At 56.9% G+C, this 20467-nt stretch carries 20 protein-coding genes and 1 tRNA gene; 6 read left to right on the top strand and 15 right to left on the bottom strand.

Features of this window, described 5'->3' with window-relative positions:
- Positions 1 to 91: 91 nt before the first annotated feature.
- Both radA and serB read right to left on the bottom strand, forming a co-directional pair.
- On the bottom strand, positions 92 to 1474 hold the full coding sequence (radA, locus tag FHW74_RS06210; RefSeq protein ID WP_183169646.1) for a DNA repair protein RadA: 1383 nt from the start codon (positions 1472 to 1474) through the stop codon (positions 92 to 94).
- A 12-nt stretch (positions 1475 to 1486) separates the two neighbouring features.
- Positions 1487 to 2458, bottom strand: a complete 972-nt coding sequence (serB, locus tag FHW74_RS06215) for a phosphoserine phosphatase (protein WP_183169647.1) — start codon at positions 2456 to 2458, stop codon at positions 1487 to 1489.
- 105 nt (positions 2459 to 2563) lie between these two features.
- Here serB and FHW74_RS06220 point away from each other — a divergent pair, with 105 nt between their 5' ends.
- Positions 2564 to 3205, top strand: a complete 642-nt coding sequence (locus tag FHW74_RS06220) for a YtjB family periplasmic protein (RefSeq protein ID WP_183169648.1) — start codon at positions 2564 to 2566, stop codon at positions 3203 to 3205.
- A gap of 24 nt (positions 3206 to 3229) precedes the next feature.
- Positions 3230 to 4246: a lipoate--protein ligase LplA gene (gene lplA, locus FHW74_RS06225; RefSeq protein WP_183169649.1), complete on the top strand. Its 1017-nt coding sequence runs from the start codon at positions 3230 to 3232 to the stop codon at positions 4244 to 4246.
- Between the two features lie 27 nt (positions 4247 to 4273).
- Here the strand turns inward: lplA and kch are convergent, their stop codons facing one another.
- The 5 genes from kch to deoC all read right to left on the bottom strand — a co-directional run bounded on the left by kch (position 4274) and on the right by deoC (position 9843).
- Positions 4274 to 5458: a voltage-gated potassium channel protein gene (gene kch / locus FHW74_RS06230; RefSeq protein WP_183169650.1), complete on the bottom strand. Its 1185-nt coding sequence runs from the start codon at positions 5456 to 5458 to the stop codon at positions 4274 to 4276.
- Positions 5459 to 5587: 129 nt separating this feature from the next.
- Positions 5588 to 6307: a purine-nucleoside phosphorylase gene (gene deoD / locus FHW74_RS06235; RefSeq protein ID WP_125293779.1), complete on the bottom strand. Its 720-nt coding sequence runs from the start codon at positions 6305 to 6307 to the stop codon at positions 5588 to 5590.
- A gap of 53 nt (positions 6308 to 6360) precedes the next feature.
- Entirely contained in the window at positions 6361 to 7584 is a 1224-nt protein-coding gene (gene deoB, locus FHW74_RS06240) for a phosphopentomutase (protein ID WP_183169651.1), read from the bottom strand.
- Between the two features lie 100 nt (positions 7585 to 7684).
- On the bottom strand, positions 7685 to 9007 hold the full coding sequence (gene deoA / locus FHW74_RS06245; RefSeq protein WP_183169652.1) for a thymidine phosphorylase: 1323 nt from the start codon (positions 9005 to 9007) through the stop codon (positions 7685 to 7687).
- A 56-nt stretch (positions 9008 to 9063) separates the two neighbouring features.
- Complete coding sequence (gene deoC, locus FHW74_RS06250; protein WP_183169653.1) at positions 9064 to 9843, bottom strand: deoxyribose-phosphate aldolase; 780 nt, start codon at positions 9841 to 9843, stop codon at positions 9064 to 9066.
- Between the two features lie 265 nt (positions 9844 to 10108).
- On the opposite strand from deoC, the gene FHW74_RS06255 reads away from it, so the two are divergent.
- Positions 10109 to 11659 (top strand): YjjI family glycine radical enzyme, encoded by a 1551-nt coding sequence (locus FHW74_RS06255; protein WP_183169654.1) that lies wholly within the window; start codon positions 10109 to 10111, stop codon positions 11657 to 11659.
- On the top strand, positions 11631 to 12494 hold the full coding sequence (locus FHW74_RS06260) for a YjjW family glycine radical enzyme activase (RefSeq protein ID WP_183169655.1): 864 nt from the start codon (positions 11631 to 11633) through the stop codon (positions 12492 to 12494). The genes FHW74_RS06255 and FHW74_RS06260 overlap by 29 nt, the downstream gene beginning before the upstream one ends.
- Here the strand turns inward: FHW74_RS06260 and FHW74_RS06265 are convergent.
- The 8 genes from FHW74_RS06265 to FHW74_RS06300 all read right to left on the bottom strand — a co-directional run bounded on the left by FHW74_RS06265 (position 12489) and on the right by FHW74_RS06300 (position 19080).
- Complete coding sequence (locus FHW74_RS06265) at positions 12489 to 13265, bottom strand: TatD family hydrolase (RefSeq protein WP_183169656.1); 777 nt, start codon at positions 13263 to 13265, stop codon at positions 12489 to 12491. The two genes, FHW74_RS06260 and FHW74_RS06265, sit on opposite strands and share 6 nt — an antisense overlap.
- On the bottom strand, positions 13262 to 14338 hold the full coding sequence (locus FHW74_RS06270; protein ID WP_183169657.1) for a patatin family protein: 1077 nt from the start codon (positions 14336 to 14338) through the stop codon (positions 13262 to 13264). Before FHW74_RS06270 ends, FHW74_RS06265 begins: the two co-directional genes overlap by 4 nt.
- A 195-nt stretch (positions 14339 to 14533) precedes the next feature.
- Complete coding sequence (locus FHW74_RS06275; protein WP_002437547.1) at positions 14534 to 14695, bottom strand: DUF1328 domain-containing protein; 162 nt, start codon at positions 14693 to 14695, stop codon at positions 14534 to 14536.
- 130 nt (positions 14696 to 14825) lie between these two features.
- Positions 14826 to 15449, bottom strand: coding sequence for a molecular chaperone OsmY (osmY, locus tag FHW74_RS06280; RefSeq protein ID WP_183169658.1), 624 nt, complete (start codon positions 15447 to 15449; stop codon positions 14826 to 14828).
- A 416-nt stretch (positions 15450 to 15865) separates the two neighbouring features.
- Complete coding sequence (prfC, locus tag FHW74_RS06285; protein WP_183169659.1) at positions 15866 to 17455, bottom strand: peptide chain release factor 3; 1590 nt, start codon at positions 17453 to 17455, stop codon at positions 15866 to 15868.
- Positions 17456 to 17552: 97 nt separating this feature from the next.
- On the bottom strand, positions 17553 to 18230 hold the full coding sequence (gene yjjG, locus FHW74_RS06290) for a pyrimidine 5'-nucleotidase (RefSeq protein ID WP_183169660.1): 678 nt from the start codon (positions 18228 to 18230) through the stop codon (positions 17553 to 17555).
- Positions 18231 to 18254: 24 nt separating this feature from the next.
- Positions 18255 to 18698, bottom strand: a complete 444-nt coding sequence (gene rimI / locus FHW74_RS06295) for a ribosomal protein S18-alanine N-acetyltransferase (RefSeq protein ID WP_183169661.1) — start codon at positions 18696 to 18698, stop codon at positions 18255 to 18257.
- The gene (locus FHW74_RS06300; protein WP_183169662.1) at positions 18667 to 19080 is read right to left on the bottom strand and encodes a DNA polymerase III subunit psi; all 414 of its coding nucleotides are present in this window, start codon (positions 19078 to 19080) and stop codon (positions 18667 to 18669) included. Before FHW74_RS06300 ends, rimI begins: the two co-directional genes overlap by 32 nt.
- Positions 19081 to 19206: 126 nt before the next feature.
- Between FHW74_RS06300 and rsmC the strand changes: the two genes are divergently transcribed.
- Complete coding sequence (rsmC, locus tag FHW74_RS06305) at positions 19207 to 20238, top strand: 16S rRNA (guanine(1207)-N(2))-methyltransferase RsmC (RefSeq protein WP_183169663.1); 1032 nt, start codon at positions 19207 to 19209, stop codon at positions 20236 to 20238.
- A 122-nt stretch (positions 20239 to 20360) separates the two neighbouring features.
- Positions 20361 to 20447: transfer RNA gene (locus FHW74_RS06310), tRNA-Leu, on the top strand.
- The last annotated feature ends 20 nt before the right edge of the window (positions 20448 to 20467 follow it).

A 20467-nucleotide genomic window follows, 5' to 3' on the forward strand; every position in this document is an offset into this window, starting at 1 on the left:
TCAATGCCAGGAGGATACTTGAGTAAACGACTGAGGTGAATGGTAAATATTGACAGGCGGCGTTGCCGCCGCCTGAATCTGAGCGAGAAAGTCAGAGATCGTTGAAAATATCCAGCGCGTCGGCGAGTTTTTTCACACCAAACACCTGCATTCCTTCCGGCGCTTTTTTCGGAACATTGGCTGCCGGCACGATAGCGCGACGGAAGCCATGTTTCGCCGCTTCGGAAATGCGCTCCTGGCCGCTGGGCACCGGACGGATTTCCCCCGCCAGACCCACTTCGCCAAACACCACCAGATCCTGCGGCAGCGGGCGATCGCGCAGGCTTGATACCATTGCCAGCAGCAGCGCCAGGTCGGCGCTGGTTTCGGTGACCTTCACGCCGCCCACCACATTGACGAACACATCCTGATCGGACATCTGCAATCCGCCGTGGCGATGCAGCACCGCCAGTAAAATCGCCAGACGGTTTTGCTCCAGCCCCACCGCCACGCGCCGTGGGTTAGCCATCATCGACTGATCCACCAGCGCCTGAATTTCTACCAACAGCGGGCGCGTGCCTTCCCATACCACCATCACCGAGCTGCCGGAGGTGACTTCATCGCCCCGGCTCAGGAAGATAGCGGACGGGTTGCTGACTTCGCGCAGGCCCTGTTCGGTCATGGCGAACACGCCCAGTTCGTTCACCGCGCCAAAGCGGTTTTTATGGCTACGCAGAGTACGGAACCGCGAATCGGCATCGCCGTCGAGCAGCACCGAGCAGTCGATGCAGTGCTCCAGCACCTTCGGCCCGGCCAGCGAACCATCTTTGGTGACGTGGCCGACCATAATAATCGCCACATCACGGGTTTTAGCGAAACGCGTCAGATAGGCGGCGGTTTCACGCACCTGCGCCACGCTGCCCGGCGACGACTGGATATCCGCCATATGCATCACCTGGATGGAGTCGATCACCATCAGGCGCGGCTGCTCCTGCTCGGCAATCAGGCAGATCTGCTCGATGCTGGTTTCCGAGAGCATATTCAGGTTATCGGTCGGTAATCCGAGACGATGGGCGCGCATTGCCACTTGCTGGAGAGATTCCTCGCCAGTGACGTACAGCGTTTTCATATTCTGGGCGAGCCTGCACAGGGTTTGCAGCAGCAGGGTGGATTTCCCCGCGCCGGGGTTACCGCCGATCAGAATGGCGCTGCCCGGCACCACGCCGCCGCCCAGCACCCGGTCGAACTCTTTAAAGCCGGTGGAAAAGCGCGGCAGCGCCTCAAGGCTGATTTCAGACAGCTTCTGGACTTTTGACACGCCCGCGCTGCCCGCATAGCCGGAAAGCCGTTCATTGCGCGCAACCGTGGGCGACGCCGCCAGACGCACTTCGGTGATGGTATTCCAGGCGTGGCAGGCGCTGCATTGCCCCTGCCAGCGCGGATAATCCGCACCACACTCATTACACACAAATGCGCGTTTTGGCGCTTTAGCCACCTTTTACCTCGTTTATTTCTTGTTCAGACTGCCTGACAGAATACAGAATACGCCCATCAGGTCCGCATGGCGGATGGTCACTTCAGTTTTTTCATTGACCTTAGGTTTGGCATGGTACGCAATGCCCAACCCGGCCGCCTGGATCATCGGCAGATCGTTGGCGCCGTCACCGATCGCCACGCACTGGGCAATCGGCACTTCATATTTTTCCGCCAGGTTTTTCAGGGTCTGCGCTTTGAACTGCGCATCGACGATCTGACCGATCACCTGACCAGTTAGTTTACCATCACGGATCTCAAGTTCGTTGGCCACCGTGGCGGTTAAGTGCAATTTTTCGCGCAAATAATCGGCGAAGAAGGTAAACCCGCCGGAGGCAATCGCCACTTTCCAGTTCATGGCTTGCAGCTTGAGCACCAGCGAGGTCAGCCCCGGCATCAGCGGCAGCACATCGCGCACCTGGCGCAGGATTTCCGCATCCGCCCCTTCCAGCGTGCCGACGCGTAACCGCAGGCTGGCGGTAAAGTCCAGCTCGCCGCGCATGGCGCGTTCGGTCACTTCCGATACCAGCTCGCCAGTCCCCGCCAGTTTGGCGATCTCATCAATACATTCGATCTGGATGGCGGTGGAGTCCATGTCCATGACCAGCAGGCCCGGGGTTTTTAAATGGGGGATCTTGCCGAGCGGCGCGACGTCCAGCCCGTTATCATGCGCCAGACGCGTGGCGCGCGGGGTTAATGATCCCGCCAGGCGGATCACCTGATAATCTTCCACGCACCAGGCGGTAACGATCACCATCGCCGCGCCCAGCTTGCGCTGATAGTCGGTCAGACGGCTTTTATCCAGATCTCTGCCATACAGAAGCCAACCGCTGCGTCCGGCGTGATAATCCAGCGGCATCACTTCATCGCCACTTAATGAAAGCGGTAACCCCGGCCAGAGAGAAACATCGTTCGGCAGGTCGCACCAGGTCAGACTGTTAGGCATTAACGCTCCTGAAATCGGTAACAGAGAGGTAAAAACAACGCATGAGGCTACCTTGAGTCCAGCGCTTCTGGCAACATTAAGATTCATTTTTTCAGCAGGTGGATTATGGCCCGTACCCGCTTCAAATTTAGACTGCATCGCGCGGTGATCGTGCTTATTTGTCTGGCGCTGCTGGTGGCGCTAATGCAGGGGGCAAGCTGGTTTAGCCAGAGCCATCAACAGTCGCGCAATATCCAGCTTGAAGAATTAGCCAGGACGCTGGCACGCCAGGTTAATTACTCGTTGACGCCGTTAATGAAAAGCGAGAACCCGGACGAAAAACGCGTCGGCGCGATCCTGAAGCAGTTAACCGATGAGAGCCGTATTCTCGACGCCAGCGTTTATGATGATAAAGGCGAGATGGTGGCGCGCGCCGGGGAGAGCGTCGACGTGCGCGACCGGCTGGCGCTGGATGGCAAACGCGCGGGCAGCTATTTCAGCCAGCAAATCGTTGAGCCGATCGAGGATAAAAGCGGCCCGCTCGGCTACCTGCGCATTACGCTCGACACCCATTCACTGCCCACCGAAGCCAAACAGGTGGATAACACCACCAATATTTTACGCCTGATGCTGCTGTTAGCGCTGGCGATCGGCATCGTGCTGACGCGCACTCTGTTACAGGGTAAACGCACGCGCTGGCAACAATCGCCCTTTTTGCTGACGGCCAGTAAAGACGTGCCGGAAGAAGACGTGAGCAAAAAAGAATAACCATTTGATGAAGGGATATCGTTTATGAGTACGCTGCGGCTACTGATTTCAGACTCGTATGACCCCTGGTTTAACCTCGCGGTGGAAGAGTGCATTTTCCGCCAGATGCCCGCGACCCAGCGGGTGCTGTTCCTGTGGCGCAACGCCGATACCGTGGTGATTGGCCGCGCTCAGAATCCATGGAAAGAGTGCAATACCCGGCGCATGGAGCAGGATAATATTCGCCTGGCGCGCCGCAGCAGCGGCGGCGGCGCGGTGTTTCACGATTTAGGCAATAGCTGCTTTACCTTTATGGCGGGTAAGCCGGAATACGACAAAAGCGTCTCTACCGGTATCGTGCTGGCGGCGCTTAACGCGCTGGGCGTGCAGGCATCCGCCTCCGGGCGCAACGATCTTGAAGTCGCTACGCCGGACGGCCCGCGTAAAGTCTCGGGTTCCGCCTACCGGGAGACCAAAGATCGCGGGTTCCACCACGGCACGCTGCTGCTGAATGCCGATCTCAGCCGTCTGGCGAACTACCTCAATCCCGATGAGAAGAAGCTGAAAGCCAAAGGCATTACTTCGGTACGCGGACGGGTGGCGAACCTCAACGATCTCCTGCCGGGGATCACTCATCAGCAGGTGTGCGACGCGGTCAGCGAGGCGTTTTTCGCCCATTATGGCGAGCGCGTCGCGCCGGAAGTGATCTCCCCGGACGCCGTCCCGGATCTGCCCGGCTTTGCCGAGACCTTTGCCCGCCAGAGCAGTTGGGAGTGGAACTTCGGCCAGGCCCCGGCGTTTACCCATACCCTGGACGAGCGCTTCGGCTGGGGCGGCGTGGAGCTGCATTTTGACGTCGAGAAAGGCCATATCACCCGTACCCAGGTGTTTACCGATAGCCTGAATCCGGCCCCGCTGGAGGCGCTCGCTAATCGGCTACAGGGCTGCGTATATCAGGCCAACGCGTTAAAGCAGCAGTGCGAAACGCTGATTATCGACTTCCCGGACCAGCAAAACGAGTTGCGCGACGTGGCGCAATGGATGGCGGACGTGGTGCGCTAATCTCTGGCAACGCCCTCACGGGCGTTGTTACTCGCTCTCTTTACTCTCAGTGATATCGCCAAAGAACAGCGCGGTGATAAGCTTATTGTCGATAGGCTCGCCGTTCAGGGTGCGCACCAGCAGTTCGCTGCCCAGGGTTTGCAGTGAAAACACCATATCCGGCTGAACGCGTTTGATTTTTTGCAGGTTTTTACTGGCGTTGACCACCGAGATGGTTTTACAGCCCGCGCCCGCCACGTCTTTGGCGGCCAGCACGATAAACGCGTTTTCGGCGTCGTCATCGCGCAGCGCCAGAATGTATTTCGCTTTTGCCGCCCCGGCTTTGACCAGTTCATCGGCGTTCGACGGGTCGCCGGAAATCAGGTCGGTATCCGGCGGGTATTCATGGGCGATATGCGACGGAACAATAACGGTGATCGCTTCGCCGCGCGCTTTTAAGCCGTGGTAAACGCTCAGCGCCAGCGGCGACGCGCCGGCAATAATAAAGTGATTTTTACGCATCACGTGTGAAATCCGCCCTGTGACGATTCGTTTTAAATTACCGCCAATCACCGGCCCGATAATGGCGCTGATTGACGTCGCAAAGACGGTGATGCCCATCACGATCACCGAGACGGTAAACAGCCGCGCCGTGGAGGTGATCGGGACAATATCGCCGAATCCCACCGTCGACATGCCGACAATCGCGAAGTAAAACGCCGTAGGCATATCCATAATCGCCGGCGCGAACTCCTCGCCCAGATACAACGCGCCCATCACCGCATACAGCAGCAACGAGACAAAGCTCACCAGCGCGAACAATCCGCCCGCCGCCAGGCTGGCGCGGTCGAACTGCCGCCAGAAGCCAATCAAAAGCACTATTAATACCAGCGCGCCGAGGCTTAGCGCGGGGTTACCCTGCGGGGATAAAAAGTTAAACGCGCCGGTGACCAGCAGCAATAGCAGCGAGAACACCCAGGCGGTGCGGGCGCGCAGCAGCAGCCCGAAGGCCATCAGAATCAGCCCCAGCCCCAGCACAAACTGCGGGATGTCGAGCAGGCCCAGCACCGACAGCGCCTCTTTCCAGGTGCTGAAGCTGCGCATCTGGGGCAGCACGTCCACGGTTCTCATCAGAACCGGATGCAGGAACAGATAGCCGCAGGCCGCCACCAGAATGGCGAGCAGTCCGTGAGGTGAAAACAGGGCCAGGCAACGGTGAATTATTTTTTTCACAACAAATGGTTATTCCATGTATCCGTGATGTGAATGCATGAATAATAGCCGTGCGGCGAGGGGTTTGAAACAGCCGGGCGCGAGAAACAAAAATGCCAGCCGGAAAGGGCTGGCATTGAGAGGCAAAAATTACGCTTTATCGCCTAACAGCACGGATTCCAGCGCGATTTTAATCATATCGTTAAAGGTGGTCTGGCGCTCTGCCGCCGTGGTCTGCTCATGGGTACGGATATGGTCAGACACGGTGCAGATGGTCAGGGCTTTGGCGCCGAATTCCGCCGCGACGCCGTAGATGCCTGCCGCTTCCATTTCCACGCCCAGGATGCCGTATTTTTCCATCACGTCGAACATCTGCGGGTCCGGCGAGTAGAACAGGTCCGCCGAGAAGATGTTACCGACGCGCGCTTCCACGCCCAGCGCTTTTGCCGCGTCAACCGCGTCACGCACCATGCCGTAATCGGCAATCGCCGCGAAATCGTGGTCTTTAAAACGCAGACGGTTAACTTTGGAATCGGTGCAGGCACCCATGCCGATCACCACGTCACGCAGTTTCACGTCAGCGCGTACCGCGCCGCAGGAGCCCACGCGAATAATTTTCTTCACGCCGAAATCGGTGATCAGCTCTTTGGTGTAGATGGAGCAGGACGGAATGCCCATGCCGTGGCCCATTACCGAGATTTTGCGGCCTTTGTAGGTGCCGGTGAAACCCAGCATGCCGCGCACGTTGTTGACTTCACGCACGTCTTCCAGGAAGGTTTCCGCGATATGTTTCGCACGCAGCGGGTCGCCAGGCATCAGAACAACATCAGCGAAATCACCCATCTCTGCATTAATGTGAGGCGTAGCCATGAATATATCCCTTTTTAAAATGGTTAATCAGGGCGGACAGGCCGCCCCGTCAATCACAACATGTTTTTGCCGTATTCCATGTCGGATGTACCGAAATAGTTGGCGACGGTCTGGCCGATATCCGCGAAGGTTTCACGGTGGCCCAGCGAGCCTGGTTTGACTTTCGGGCCGTAGATCAGCACCGGAATATGCTCGCGGGTGTGATCGGTGCCTTTCCAGGTTGGGTCGCAGCCGTGGTCGGCGGTCAGGATCAGAATGTCATCCTCACCCACCAGCTCCATCAGCTCCGGCAAACGGCGGTCAAACAGCTCCAGGCCGCCCGCGTAACCCGCCACATCGCGGCGGTGCCCCCAGGAGGAGTCAAAATCCACGAAGTTGGTGAACACGATGGTGTTGTCGCCTGCGGCTTTCATCTCTTGCACCGTGGCGTCAAACAGCGCATCCAGACCGGTGGCTTTCACTTTTTTGGTGATGCCGCAGTTAGCGTAGATATCGGCGATTTTACCTACCGACACCACGTTGCCGCCCTTCTCGTCCACCAGTTTCTGAAGCACGGTCGGCGCGGGCGGTTCAACGGCCAGGTCATGACGGTTGCCGGTACGCTGGAAGTTACCCGCTTTGTCGCCAATGAACGGACGCGCGATCACGCGGCCAATGTTGTAACCGCCTTCGGTCAACTCTTCACGGGCGATTTCACACAGCTCATACAGGCGATCCAGCCCGAAGGTTTCTTCGTGGCAGGCAATCTGGAATACCGAGTCGGCAGAGGTGTAGAAAATCGGCTTGCCGGTTTTCATGTGCTCTTCGCCCAGTTCGTCGAGGATCACGGTGCCGGAGGAGTGGCAGTTACCGAGATAACCCGGCAGGTCTGCGCGCTCAACCAGTTTATCCAGCAGTTCCTGCGGGAAGCTGTTGGTGTGATCGCTGAAGTAGCCCCAGTCAAACAGAACCGGCACACCGGCGATTTCCCAGTGGCCTGACGGAGTATCTTTACCGGACGACAGCTCGTGTGCCCAGGCGTAGGCGCCAATCACTTCTGCGTTGCCGTCCATACCGGCGGCAATTTTGCCGGTGGAGCCTTCATGGGCTTTCACCAGACCAAGACGGGTTAAATTCGGCAGGTGCAGCGGGCCTTTACGGCCATGATCCGCTTCACCTTTTGCGCAGGCTTCAGCAATGTGACCGAGGGTATCAGAACCCACGTCGCCAAAACGCTCTGCATCTTCAGTCGCGCCAATACCGAATGAATCCAGTACCATAATGAATGCACGTTTCATATTTTCTCCGTACGTTGCGCTGTTTAACGCCCTGTGGCGTTAAAAAAAATGCGATCAGATCAGTATACCCGAATGCGTCTCGCCCAGGAAGCGAGGACGGTTACTGGCTGATTCTGCGATACACCACCGGCGTGTCTTCGGCTGCGGTGTCGCCCACCTCAATCGCCGCTTTAACGGCTTTGGCCGCTTCCTGCCATGAGGCTTCGTTTTTGGCGTGGATAATCGCCAGCGGACGTTGGCTGTCAACGCTGTCGCCAAGGCGCGCCATATCGGTAAAGCCCACGCTGTAGTCAATCGCATCGGAAGCCTGACGACGGCCGCCGCCCATGGACACCACCGCCATGCCCAATGCGCGGGTATCCATGGCTGAAACCACGCCGCTGCGATCGGCGTACACCGCTTTGCTCAGCGTCGCGGCTGGCAGATATTTGTCATAGTTTTCCACGAAATCCGCCGGGCCCTTCTGGGCGCTGACCATGCGGCCAAACACCTCTGCGGCCTTGCCGTTATCCAGCACCGCCTGTAACTGTTGACGGGCGTCGGCTTCATCACGGGCCAGGCGACCAGAAATCAGCATTTCTACGCACAGCGCCATGGTGACGTCGAACAGGCGCGGGTTGCGGTAGTCGCCCGTCAGGAACTGTACGGCTTCGCGCACTTCCACGGCGTTACCCGCGCTGGAGGCCAGCACCTGGTTCATATCGGTGAGCAGCGCGGTGGTCCGCACGCCTGCGCCGTTGGATACGCCGACGATAGCCTCCGCCAGCGCTTCAGAGAGTTCATAGGTCGGCATAAACGCGCCGCTGCCCACTTTCACATCCATCACCAGCGCATCCAGCCCTTCCGCCAGTTTCTTGGCGAGGATTGAGGCGGTGATCAGCGGGATCGAATCCACGGTGGCGGTAATATCGCGGGTCGCGTAGAAGCGTTTATCCGCCGGGGCCAGCGAGCTGGTCTGGCCGATAATCGCCACCCCGACGTCTTTAATGATGGCACGGAAACGGGCGTCATCAGGGAATATATCAAAGCCAGGAATGGCTTCCAGCTTATCCAGCGTACCGCCGGTATGGCCGAGGCCGCGTCCGGAGATCATCGGCACGTAGCCGCCGCACGCCGCCACCATGGGGCCGAGCATCAGGGAGGTGACATCGCCCACGCCGCCGGTAGAGTGTTTATCCACAATCGGGCCGTTGAGGTTCAGGCTCTTCCAGTCCAGCACGCTGCCGGAATCGCGCATCGCCATGGTCAGCGACACCCGCTCGGGCATCGTCATGTCATGGAAAAAGATGGTCATTGCCAGCGCGGCAATTTGCCCTTCTGAGACGGTGTTATCGCGGATCCCGTTAATGAAAAAGCGAATTTCTTCGTCACTGAGCGCATGACCATCACGTTTTTTGCGAATAATTTCTTGAGCGAGGAACAAGGTAACCCCCAGAGATAGCAGATTTTAGGCGGCGGTTGCCCGCCGCAGAAAAGGAATTAGTAGCTGCTGGCGCTTTTACCGTCGCCGTGGCCCAGCGCTTTCAGCAGGCTGGCTAACAGGCTGGATGCACCAAAGCGATAGTGACGGGAGTCCGCCCAGTCCGCGCCGAACAGCTCATCGGCAATCGCCAGGAATGTCTGCGCGTCTTCGGCAGTACGTACACCGCCAGCAGGCTTAAAGCCCACGGTTTTCTGCACGCCCATATCGCGGATCACTTCCAGCATGATGCGCGCGCTTTCCGGCGTGGCGTTTACCGGCACTTTACCGGTAGAGGTTTTAATGAAATCCGCACCCGCGTTGATGGAGATTTCAGAAGCTTTACGAATCAGGGCTTCTTCTTTCAGCTCGCCGGTTTCGATGATCACTTTCAGCAGCACGTTGGCAGCGGCGCAGGCCTCTTTACAGGCTTTCACCAGTTCGAACCCTACCTGCTCGTTACCGGCGATCAGCGCGCGGTACGGGAATACCACGTCCACTTCATCCGCGCCGTAAGCGATGGCCGCGCGAGTTTCCGCCAGCGCGATCTCGATATCGTCATTGCCATGCGGGAAGTTGGTGACCGTCGCGATGCGGATATCCGGCGTGCCCTGCTCTTTCAGCGTCTTACGGGCAATCGGAATAAAGCGCGGGTAAATGCAGATCGCCGCGGTATTGCCCACCGGGGTTTTGGCCTGATGACAAAGCGCGATGACTTTCTCGTTGGTGTCGTCATCGTTCAGGGTCGTTAAGTCCATTAACTGCAATGCGCGAAGGCTGCTTTTGGTTAAATCGGTCATGTATTTCTCCAGATGGAAGCCGGGTTCGCCGGTTCATTAATCACCGCGCGGAATGTTATTATTCTAACATTTACTCGCGCTCACTCTTAGACAAACGTCACAGTTATGGAAATCGATACAACTCGCCATACACCGTATATGTGACGCATCTCAAAATTTTCACCACGTATTCGCCGTTCAGTGCCTGATGTGGCTGACAGGATCAAAAGCGTACAGCACGTATGGCTTTACATTGGTGTCACTGTCAACATGGAAGGAACACATCATGTCTACACTTTCTCAATCAGGGCTGCTGGAACGCTGCCAAAATATTGTGATTTCGTCGGCGCTTTCTCCGGCACAGAAACGCCATTTTCTGGCGCTGGAAGCCGAGAACGCGCTGCCCTACCCCACTCTTCCTGAAGCGGCGCGTCAGGCGCTGGCGGATGGCGTGATTTGCGATATGTTCGAAGGCCACGCCCCGTACAAACCCCGCTATGTGCTGCCCGATTACGCCAAATTTCTCGCCCAGGGCAGCGAATGGCTGGAACTGCCGCCCGCCGAAGATTTCGACGATGCGCTGGCGATGCTCACCATTCTTTATCACCACGTCCCGTCGGTAACGTCGTTGCCGGTATTCCTGGGGCACCTGGATGCGCTGCTCTCGCCTTATGTTAGAATTCTAACACAAGAAGAGATTGATCTACGCATAAAACGTTTCTGGCGCTATCTCGATCGCGTCCTGCCGGATGCGTTTATGCATGCCAATATCGGCCCGCATGACTCAATGGTGGCACGGGCGATATTGCGCGCGGATGCAGAACTCAAGCAGGTTGCACCTAATCTGACCTTTATTTATGACCCGCAGATTACGCCGGACGATTTACTGCTTACCGTCGCGAATAACATTTGCGAATGCGCTAAACCCCACATCGCCAACGGCCCGGTGCATGATAAAATTTTCACACCCGGGAATTATGGCATCGTCAGCTGCTATAACTCGCTGCCAGTGGGTGGCGGCGGCAGTACCCTGGTGCGTATAAACCTCAGCGAAGTGGCGGCACGCAGCCACAGCATTGACGATTTCTTTGCCCGCACGCTCCCTTATTATTGTGAACAACAACGGGACATCATCAATGCGCGCTGCGCATTTCTGTACCAGCAGTCGAACTTCTTCACGGAAAGTTTCCTGGTGCGTGAAGGGCTGATCGACCCGGATCGTTTTGCGCCGATGTTTGGCATCTATGCGCTGGCTGAGGCGGTGAACATATTGTGCGATAAAGCCGGGATGGCGGGCCGTTACGGAAAAGACGCCGAGGCCAATGAGCTGGGCTACCGCATCAGCGCCGCACTGGCCGCGTATGTGGAAAACACCGAAGTTAAGTTTGGCTGGAATCATCGCGCCCTGCTGCATGCGCAGTCCGGTATCAGTAGCGACACAGGCACCACGCCTGGCGCGCGTCTGCCGTATGGTGACGAACCCGATCCGATAACCCATCTGCTGGCCGTTGCGCCGCATCATCGCCATTACCCTTCCGGCATCAGCGATATTTTGACCCTCGACGAAACGGTGAAACGCAATCCGCAGGCGGTGGTTCAGCTCTGCCTGGGCGCGTTTAACGCCGGGATGCGCGAGTTTACCGCTAACATCAGCGGCAACGATCTGGTGCGGGTAACCGGCTATATGGTGCGCTTATCGGATCTGGAAAAATATCGAGCGCAAGGATCGCGAACCAACACCACCTGGCTGGGTGAAGAAGCCGCCCGTAATACCGGCATTTTGCAACGTAAACCGCGCGTGGTCAGTCATGAGCAGCAGATGCGCTTCGATCAATAAGATCCTGCCGTTCTCCTGCGTGGATGGGCCGGGCAGCCGCCTGGCTCTGTTCCTGCAAGGCTGTAATCTACGCTGCAAAAGCTGTCACAACCCGTACACCATCGCGCTGTGCGACCACTGCGGCGACTGCGTCCCCGGCTGCCCCGAGCAGGCATTAACGCTGGCCGATGGACGGGTGGTGTGGGATGAAAAGCGCTGCGCCCAGTGCGATACCTGCCTTAAGAGCTGTGCTTCACAGGCCAGCCCAATGGCCCGGACGCTGAGCGTTGACAAGGTCATCACGCAGATTGAACGCGCCGCGCCGTTTATTGAGGGCATCACCGTCAGCGGCGGTGAAGCCACCACCCAACTGCCGTTTGTGCGCGATCTGTTTGCGGCGGTTAAAAACCGTGCCGCGTTGCGCCATCTCAGCTGTCTGGTAGACAGCAACGGCGAACTGGGCCAGGCTGGCTGGGAAAAACTGCTGCCGGTGATGGATGGCGCCATGCTGGATCTCAAAGCCTGGCGCCCGGAGCGGCATCAGTGGCTCACCGGGCGCAGCAATGCGCGGATCGTCGAGAGTATTCGCTTTCTGGGTGAGCAGAAAAAACTGGCGGAACTGCGGCTGTTGCTCATCCCCGAGCACAGCGACTATTTGCAGCACATCGACGAATTAAGCGCTTTTCTACGCGAACTGGGATCGGTGCCGGTACGCATCAATGCTTTTCATCATCACGGGACTTACGGCGAAGCGCGGGCGTGGCGGGCGGCCAGCAGGCAGGACGTGGAGCAGTTAGCTAACGCGCTACGCCAGCGCGGCATTAACCTTATCGTTTTGCCCGCACTCTATTTATAAATCAAACACCTGATGGGTATTGGCCAGAATGGCGGCGGCGATGTCATCCGGCGCTTCGCGACGCAGCTCGCACAGCGTTTCAAACACCAGCGCGATGCGCTCCGGGCGATTGGGCTGGCCCTGCCAGCCGTTAAGCGGCATATCCGGGGCATCGGTTTCCAGCAATAGCGCGTCCAACGGCAACTGCGCCATCACATCGCGGGTTTTGCTGGCGCGCGGATAGGTGATGGTGCCGCCGACGCCGATCTTATAACCCAGTCCGATAAAGCGTTCTGCCTGTTGCAGGCTACCAGCAAAGCCGTGCACCACGCCGGTACGCGGCAGATTGTGGCGCTTAAGATGCATCGCCAGTTTGTCGTGGGTACGGCGTGAATGAAGGATCACCGGCAGATCGTGGCGTTTAGCGAGCTGGAGTTGCTGGTCGAGATACCACTGCTGGCGCTCAAACTGCGGATTGTCGCGATACAGATCCAGCCCGATCTCCCCCACAGCCACCAGTTTATTCGGACGCTGCGCCAGCCGTCGGTCAAGCGCCTCAAGCGCCGCTTCAGTGTGGTTTTCAATCACAATCGGATGCAGGCCCAGCGCGGCATAGATTGCCGGATGCTGCCGGGCGAGACCGAGAACGGTATCGAAGCGCGTTTCATCAATCGCCGGCAGGATGAGTTTGTCTACGCCCGCCTCAGCGGCGCGGGCGATGGCTGAGGCTTCGTCACCGGTAAATGGTGGAAAATCGAAGTGGCAATGGGTATCGATAAAACGGCGGGTCACGCCAAATCCTCATTTTCAAACGCCGGATCGTTGGCCTGCGGCGCGTTAACCAGCGTGGCGTCGACGGCGTCGTTGGCGACGGTAGCGGGCGGCACCACAACCACCGGCGCAGGGGTAACGACGCGCGGAACGTGACGCAGCACCGGCGGCGTTGGCACCAGCAGTTTACCTACCGTGGCCAGGAAATACCGTCCGCATAAACGGCCAATTTTGTAATCTTCCAGCAGCGTCGGGACGCGGCTGCCCAGCGCCATACTTTGTAACGGCTTCGGCGGATAAATTTCGAAAATGCGCAGCTTACCCGGCGGCTTTTCAATGAATTGCTGGATTTCCCGATAGGTCTTTTCGTGATGCTGGACCAGATTTAACAGCGGTTGCAGGCTGCTGTCGGTCATCCAGCGCTCCATACGCTTGAACCACTGCGGGGTGTAGTACATCTGCGACGGCACGGTACGGATCACCACCAGCGTGTTTGCGCCCAGCCGGGCCGCTTCGCGCACCGGAACCGCATCGCTGATGCCGCCATCCTGATAGCTGATGCCGTCGAGCATCACGCCGGTGCGGTAGAAACCGGGAATGGCGCTGGAGGCGCGCAGGATATCCAGCCAGTTGGCATTAGTCGGCGAAAAATAGCCCGGCGAGTAGTCATCGCTACGGCAGGCGCACATATAAAAAGCCTTGCCGCCGTCAAACAGCCGCGCGGCGTTGTCCATCGCCAGCGGCATTTTGCTGGCGGTCGCTTCGGTTAACCAGTCGAGATCGATAAGATTGCCGCCGCGCACAAAGCGCACCGGATTAAAAAATTCGCGGCTGGTGGTGTAGCGGGTGATCACGCGACGCGCGTAGCCCGGTTGATTGCAGAGATAAGCTGAGAGGTTTTGCGCACCGGCAGAGGTGCCAAGGAAAGTGTCGAATGGGTTGAAATTCGCGCGCATGAATTCGTCCAGCACGCCGGCAGTGAAGATCCCACGCTGCCCACCCCCTTCGCACACAAGGGCAAGCTTTCCGGGACGAAACGGTTTTAACGCAAGCGGCGCGATGTTGCCGAGCGTAACGGGTATACGTTGTCCCACCCTGCTTTCCTGATTGTTGTTGTGCTGGTAAACGGAACAATCCGCCAGCAATCAACATGTTAGTTTTTCTTACGCCATAAACAAAAAGATACCACGCGAAGCGCAATATCAACAACCCGCGTGGGGCGCAACGGTAAAACCGTGAAAGCCAGTCGCACTGACTGGCTTTCCGGTTACCTGTTGCTAAGGGTCACACTATGGACGTCTACGGCCCATAAAGAGGCTGACCAGGAACAGAATAATACCGACTACGAAGACAATTTTCGCTGCGCCAGCCGCTGTACCGGCCAGACCACCAAAGCCTAAAGCCGCGGCAATCAACGCAATCACGAGAAAAATAATGCCCCAACGAAACATAAGACTCTCCTTTACCATAGTTTAATTGCTACCGCTTCTGAGCAAGCCATGCTTGCTGGCGGTGTTATCTGGTGGTGATGCTTACCATCTCCCCCGGCTCTCACCGGGAGAGGGGGTTTCGTGGTGTGAATTACTCAACTTTCAGATCGTTTTTCACGCTTTTCACACCATCAATGGCTTTGGCGATGCTCTCAGCACGCTCGGACTGTGCTTTGGACTCAACCGTACCTGAAAGCTGTACCACGCCATCGGTGGTCTCAACCTTCACTTTTCGTGAAGGAACGATGTCATCGGCCAGGAATTTGGCTTTGATTTCACTGGTGGTGGCGGCATCACCGGCATAGCCTTTTGCAGAGTCGGTTTTGGACTCGGATTTGCCATCACGCACGTGCAGTTTGTCGCTTACTGAGTCGACGCCTTCAACGCCTTTGGCGATTTTCACGGCCTGTTCAGCCTGCGCCTGGCTTTCTACGAAGCCGCTCAGGGTGACAACTTTCTTATCGGTTTCTACCGAAATATCGGTGCTCTTGATGTTCTCATCGTCCACCAGAGCCGCTTTTACTTTCGCTGTGATAGCACTGTCATCCATGAAATTACCGACTTTATTCATAGAGTTATCGATTTTTTTCCCTGCGCTATCCGCCGTTGATTCGACTTTGTTCATGGTTTCGGATTCAGCCAGCGCGGAACCGGAAGCCAGTGCAGAGCCCAACAAAACAGCCATCAGAGTTTTTGAAATCTTAGTCTTATTCATCGATTCATTCCTGTAGGTTTGCTCAGCATTTGAGCCTTGAGCTACTTAACGAGTAGCTTCTCCTTAAACAGCAACGCCTTCACGGCAGCCGCTAAATGACTAAAAATCAATGCGTTAAAGTAGAAACAATCCTGTTTACCGCTTTATTACATTTTGTTGACACTTTCAGTCATTAATATTGCGTTCGAAACCAATCTCAGGATTAATGGTCAAAAACATTAAATTAGATGACACATTAACCCGGCAATCTGTTCTTCACTTTGTTAAATATAGATCACAATCTTGAAAACGCCTGGTTGACTGCGCGAAAAATGAGCAAACCGGCGACAAACGCAGGAAATTAAGAACAATCCGCAAGGGACTAAAAAGACAGGGAAAGTGACGGGACGCGGCGTGTGCCGCGCCCTGAGAGAGGATTAATGCTCGCGGGTTTTACGGAACGTGACGTCAGGGTAACGTTCCTGCGTCAGGTTGAGGTTGACCATGGTTGGCGCGATGTAAGTGAGATTGTCGCCGCCATCCAGCGCCAGCTGAACCTCGTTCTTACGTTTAAACTCCTCGAACTTTTTGACGTCTTTGCTTTCCACCCAACGCGCGGTCGCCACGTTGACCGATTCGTAAATCGCTTCAACGTTGTACTCGCTTTTCAGGCGTGCCACGACCACGTCGAACTGCAGCACACCTACCGCGCCCACGATCAGATCATTGTTGGCGATCGGACGGAACACCTGCACCGCCCCCTCTTCGGAAAGCTGAACCAGCCCCTTAAGCAGCTGTTTTTGCTTGAGCGGGTCGCGCAGGCGAATGCGGCGGAACAGTTCCGGCGCGAAGTTCGGGATGCCGGTGAACTTCATCATTTCGCCCTGGGTAAAGGTATCGCCAATCTGAATAGTGCCGTGGTTATGCAGACCGATAATGTCACCCGGATAGGCTTCTTCCACATGGGAACGGTCGCCCGCCATAAAGGTCAGCGCGTCGGATATCACCACGTCTTTGCCGATACGCACCTGGCGCAGCTTCATGCCCTTTTCGTACTTGCCGGATACCACACGCATAAACGCCACGCGGTCACGGTGTTTCGGATCCATGTTGGCCTGGATCTTAAATACAAAGCCGGAGAATTTCTCTTCCTGGGCTTCGACTTCGCGGGTGTCGGTTTTACGCGGCATCGGCGCAGGCGCCCACTCCACCAGACCATCCAGCATATGATCTACGCCGAAGTTACCCAGCGCAGTACCGAAGAAGACCGGGGTGATTTCACCGCTCAGGAACAGCTCTTTATCGAACTCGTGCGATGCGCCCTGCACCAGCTCAAGTTCGTCACGCAGCTGCGCCGCCAGATCTTCCCCCACCGCCGCATCGAGGTCCGGGTTGTTCAACCCTTTAACAATGCGCACTTCCTGAATGGTGTGGCCTTTACCGGTCTGGTAGAGGTAGGTTTCATCTTTATAAAGGTGATAAACGCCTTTAAACAGTTTACCGCAGCCAATGGGCCAGGTGATCGGCGAGCAGGCGATTTTCAGTTCGCGCTCGACTTCATCCAGCAGTTCCATCGGATCGCGAATGTCGCGGTCCAGCTTGTTCATAAAGGTCAGGATCGGCGTGTCGCGCAGACGGGTCACTTCCATCAGCTTGCGGGTACGATCTTCAACGCCCTTGGCGGCGTCGATCACCATCAGACAGCAGTCCACCGCCGTCAGGGTGCGGTAGGTATCTTCCGAGAAGTCTTCGTGGCCCGGGGTGTCCAGCAGGTTCACCAGGCAATCGTGATACGGGAATTGCATCACGGAGGTGGTAATAGAAATACCACGCTGTTTTTCCATCTCCATCCAGTCGGATTTGGCGTGCTGGCTGGAGCCGCGGCCTTTTACCGTACCGGCGGTCTGGATCGCCTGTCCGAACAGCAGCACCTTTTCAGTAATGGTGGTTTTACCGGCATCCGGGTGCGAGATGATGGCAAAAGTGCGGCGCTTGGCCACCTCTTGCAAATAAGGAGACAACGTCATAATTAAATCTTCTTCATAAGGGCATGGGCAGGCCATGCGACTGGAAATCGAAAAATGCGGCTATTTTACCTGGCTGGTAATCTCAGACAATCAGTGTTTAGGGTTTACACAACAGCTGCTCCAGTTCACTTAACGACGAAACCTGCCAGGTGGGTGTGATCTCTGGCGGCAAGGTACGTCCGCTTGAGCTCAGCCAACAGGTCGCCAGCCCGGCATTGATGCCGCCCAGAATGTCGGATTCCGGCGTATCGCCCACCATTAACACGCGCGAGCGCGGCGGGTTGCCCATTTTCTCAAAAGCATAATCGAAGATCCGCGCGTCGGGTTTGGCAACGCCAACCTGCTCGGAAATCACTAATAAATCAAAATAGTCGCGCAGGCCGGTGCGCTCCAGACGAATTTCCTGCAACGCGGTAAAACCGTTGGTAATGATACCCAGCTTTACTTTGCCTTTCAGGGCGTTCAGTAAGGATACCGCGCCTGGCAGCGGGGCGCAGATTTCCGCCATGGCGTTCAGGAAGGCTTCATTTAGCGCGCCAGGCGTAACGTTTAAGCGTTCAGACCAGCTCTGGAAACGGTTATGTTGCAGTTGCAGCGCGGTAATGGCCCCGTTCTGGTAATCGACCCACAACGGCTTATTGATGGCCTGGTAATCCTGGAAATCTTCAGCGGTAAACGTCACGCTGTAGTCGAGAAACATCCGCTGTAAACCGCCGAACGAGTCAAAAGTAAACAACGTTTCGTCAGCATCAAACAGTATCCAGTCCCAGTTCATCACTTCACCTGTCTTGTTGTGTTATCAACCCAATGGGAGGGCCATGATAATGGCGTCTTCACGGCCATCCGCAGTGGGGTAGTAATTGCGGCGTATTGTCGCTTCGTTAAAGCCGAGGCTCTCATAGAGCGCGATAGCGGCGGCGTTAGAGGCACGCACCTCCAGCCAAAGCGTAAACACGTCGCGCTGTTCCAGTTCGCGAATCAGATGCTCCAGCAGCTGTCGCCCCAGCCCCCGGCGCTGCCAGGCTGGATCGACGGCAATATTGAACAGCGTCGCTTCATCCAGCACCACCTGGGTAATGGCAAATGCGGCCATCTCGTCCGCCACATCCAGCCGAAAATTGAGGTAACGCTCGCCCTGGTTACTGGCAAAGGTTTTTTGACTCCAGGGGAACGCGTGGGCGCGCTGTTCAATGGCAAATGCCCGGTCAAGGTCACTGCTCGTGAGTAAAGAGATCGTGTTCATGTTCGCAAATGTGTTGCCATAAAGCGGCGCGCGCCGCGGGATCTTCACGCAGTTCGTCCAACGTTTGGGTGCGTAGCGCCGTGCCTGCCAGCGACGGTAACGGCTCCACGCCCAGCCACAGGCTTATGCAATGGCTGTCAGGCGGCAGCATTTCCACCCGATCAGGGGTGAGCACCAGAACCTGATCGGGGCTCACGCCCAGCGCCTGCAGCAGATCGCGGATTAACGGCGTGGTTAACGCCACAAGCGGCTGCGCGACCATCACCAGACGAATATGGGCGGGCAGCGTGATGGCGATTTCGCCCTGCAACGCCGTCGGACGACGCAGCACCCACTGGGTGATGCCCAGTTGCTGTAATTGCCAGTCGCGTCGGGATGTCATCGCAAAGCCTGCCTTATTGCCGGAAGGGCGCAAATATAGCAAATCCGAGCAGCCTGCGCCAACAAAGGTGCAGCCGGAAGCGGGTCGGGGTTATAATCGCCGCCTACGTTTATACAGGAGAGTTTCATGTCTGCTTTTACCCCGGCAAGCGAAGTCTTGCTGCGCCACAGTGATGATTTTGCCGAAAGCCGCGTGCTGTTCGCCGGAGATCTTCAGGACGACCTGCCAGCCCGGTTTGAAACCGCAGCCAGTCGCGCTTTCACGCAATTTTATCACCACTGGCAGACGCTCTCCCAGACGATGGGTGACAAGGCGCAGTACGGCCTGACCGTGGATGCCGACTTTATCGCTGACAGCGATACCCTTATCTACTACTGGCCGAAGAACAAGCCGGAAGCCCAGTTCCAGCTGATGAATCTGCTGTCGCTGATGCCGGTCGGCTGCGACGTGTTCGTGGTGGGCGAAAACCGCAGCGGCGTGCGCAGCGCCGAGCAAATCCTTGAGGCTTTTTGCCCGCTGAATAAAATCGACAGCGCGCGCCGTTGCGGGCTGTACCATGGCCGTCTGGAAAAACAGCCGACCTTCGATGCCGACGCAGCGTGGGGTGAGTATCAGCTCGACGGGCTGTCCATTAAAACGCTGCCAGGCGTGTTCAGCCGCGATGGGCTGGATGTGGGCAGCCAGCTGCTGCTCTCAACCTTTACCCCGCACACCAAAGGCAAAGTGCTGGATGTAGGCTGCGGCGCGGGCGTGCTGTCCGTGATGCTGGCCAGCCATTCGCCGAAAGTACGCTTAACACTCACTGATGTGGGCGCTTCAGCGGTCGAAGCGGCGAAAGCGACTCTGGCGGCTAATCAGATGGAAGGCCAGGTATTTGCCAGCAACGTCTATTCCGATGTGAATGGCCGCTTCGATATGATTATCTCCAACCCGCCGTTCCACGATGGGATGCAAACCAGCCTGGACGCGGCACAGCAGCTGATCCGCGGCGCGGTGCGCCATCTCAATATCGGCGGTGAGCTGCGCATTGTGGCTAACGCCTTCCTGCCCTATCCGAACGTGCTGGATGAAGCGTTCGGTAATCATGAAGTGTTGGCGCAAACCGGGCGTTTTAAAGTGTATCGCGCCGTTATGGGCCGCGGCGCGAAGAAGCGCTAAACCTGACAGGTGTCGCTTTTTAAGCCAATCAGGAAAGCGACACCAAATTAACTGTTGACGACGCTCAGAAAACATCTAGAATGCGCCTCCGTGGTTGCAATACTTCTCGGTATTGCTGGTACGCGAAGGTGGCGGAATTGGTAGACGCGCTAGCTTCAGGTGTTAGTGCCTTAACGGGCGTGAGGGTTCAAGTCCCTCTCTTCGCACCAACAACCACGCAAATATCGTT

Origin of the sequence: Atlantibacter sp. RC6 (genome assembly GCF_014193285.1) — a bacterium.
Lineage (GTDB): Bacteria > Pseudomonadota > Gammaproteobacteria > Enterobacterales > Enterobacteriaceae > Atlantibacter.

Excerpts from the sequence above, each read along its gene's own strand:
- osmY (WP_183169658.1), bottom strand. The coding sequence starts at position 15,449 with ATGAATAAGACTAAGATTTCAAAAACTCTGATGGCTGTTTTGTTGGGC.
- FHW74_RS06300 (WP_183169662.1), bottom strand. The coding sequence starts at position 19,080 with ATGACATCCCGACGCGACTGGCAATTACAGCAACTGGGCATCACCCAG.
- FHW74_RS06255 (WP_183169654.1), top strand. The coding sequence starts at position 10,109 with ATGTCTACACTTTCTCAATCAGGGCTGCTGGAACGCTGCCAAAATATT.
- deoD (WP_125293779.1), bottom strand. The coding sequence starts at position 6,307 with ATGGCTACGCCTCACATTAATGCAGAGATGGGTGATTTCGCTGATGTT.
- rsmC (WP_183169663.1), top strand. The coding sequence starts at position 19,207 with ATGTCTGCTTTTACCCCGGCAAGCGAAGTCTTGCTGCGCCACAGTGAT.
- deoB (WP_183169651.1), bottom strand. The coding sequence starts at position 7,584 with ATGAAACGTGCATTCATTATGGTACTGGATTCATTCGGTATTGGCGCG.
- prfC (WP_183169659.1), bottom strand. The coding sequence starts at position 17,455 with ATGACGTTGTCTCCTTATTTGCAAGAGGTGGCCAAGCGCCGCACTTTT.
- lplA (WP_183169649.1), top strand. The coding sequence starts at position 3,230 with ATGAGTACGCTGCGGCTACTGATTTCAGACTCGTATGACCCCTGGTTT.
- serB (WP_183169647.1), bottom strand. The coding sequence starts at position 2,458 with ATGCCTAACAGTCTGACCTGGTGCGACCTGCCGAACGATGTTTCTCTC.
- deoC (WP_183169653.1), bottom strand. The coding sequence starts at position 9,843 with ATGACCGATTTAACCAAAAGCAGCCTTCGCGCATTGCAGTTAATGGAC.
- FHW74_RS06275 (WP_002437547.1), bottom strand. The coding sequence starts at position 14,695 with ATGTTTCGTTGGGGCATTATTTTTCTCGTGATTGCGTTGATTGCCGCG.
- FHW74_RS06220 (WP_183169648.1), top strand. The coding sequence starts at position 2,564 with ATGGCCCGTACCCGCTTCAAATTTAGACTGCATCGCGCGGTGATCGTG.
- FHW74_RS06260 (WP_183169655.1), top strand. The coding sequence starts at position 11,631 with ATGAGCAGCAGATGCGCTTCGATCAATAAGATCCTGCCGTTCTCCTGC.
- rimI (WP_183169661.1), bottom strand. The coding sequence starts at position 18,698 with ATGAACACGATCTCTTTACTCACGAGCAGTGACCTTGACCGGGCATTT.
- yjjG (WP_183169660.1), bottom strand. The coding sequence starts at position 18,230 with ATGAACTGGGACTGGATACTGTTTGATGCTGACGAAACGTTGTTTACT.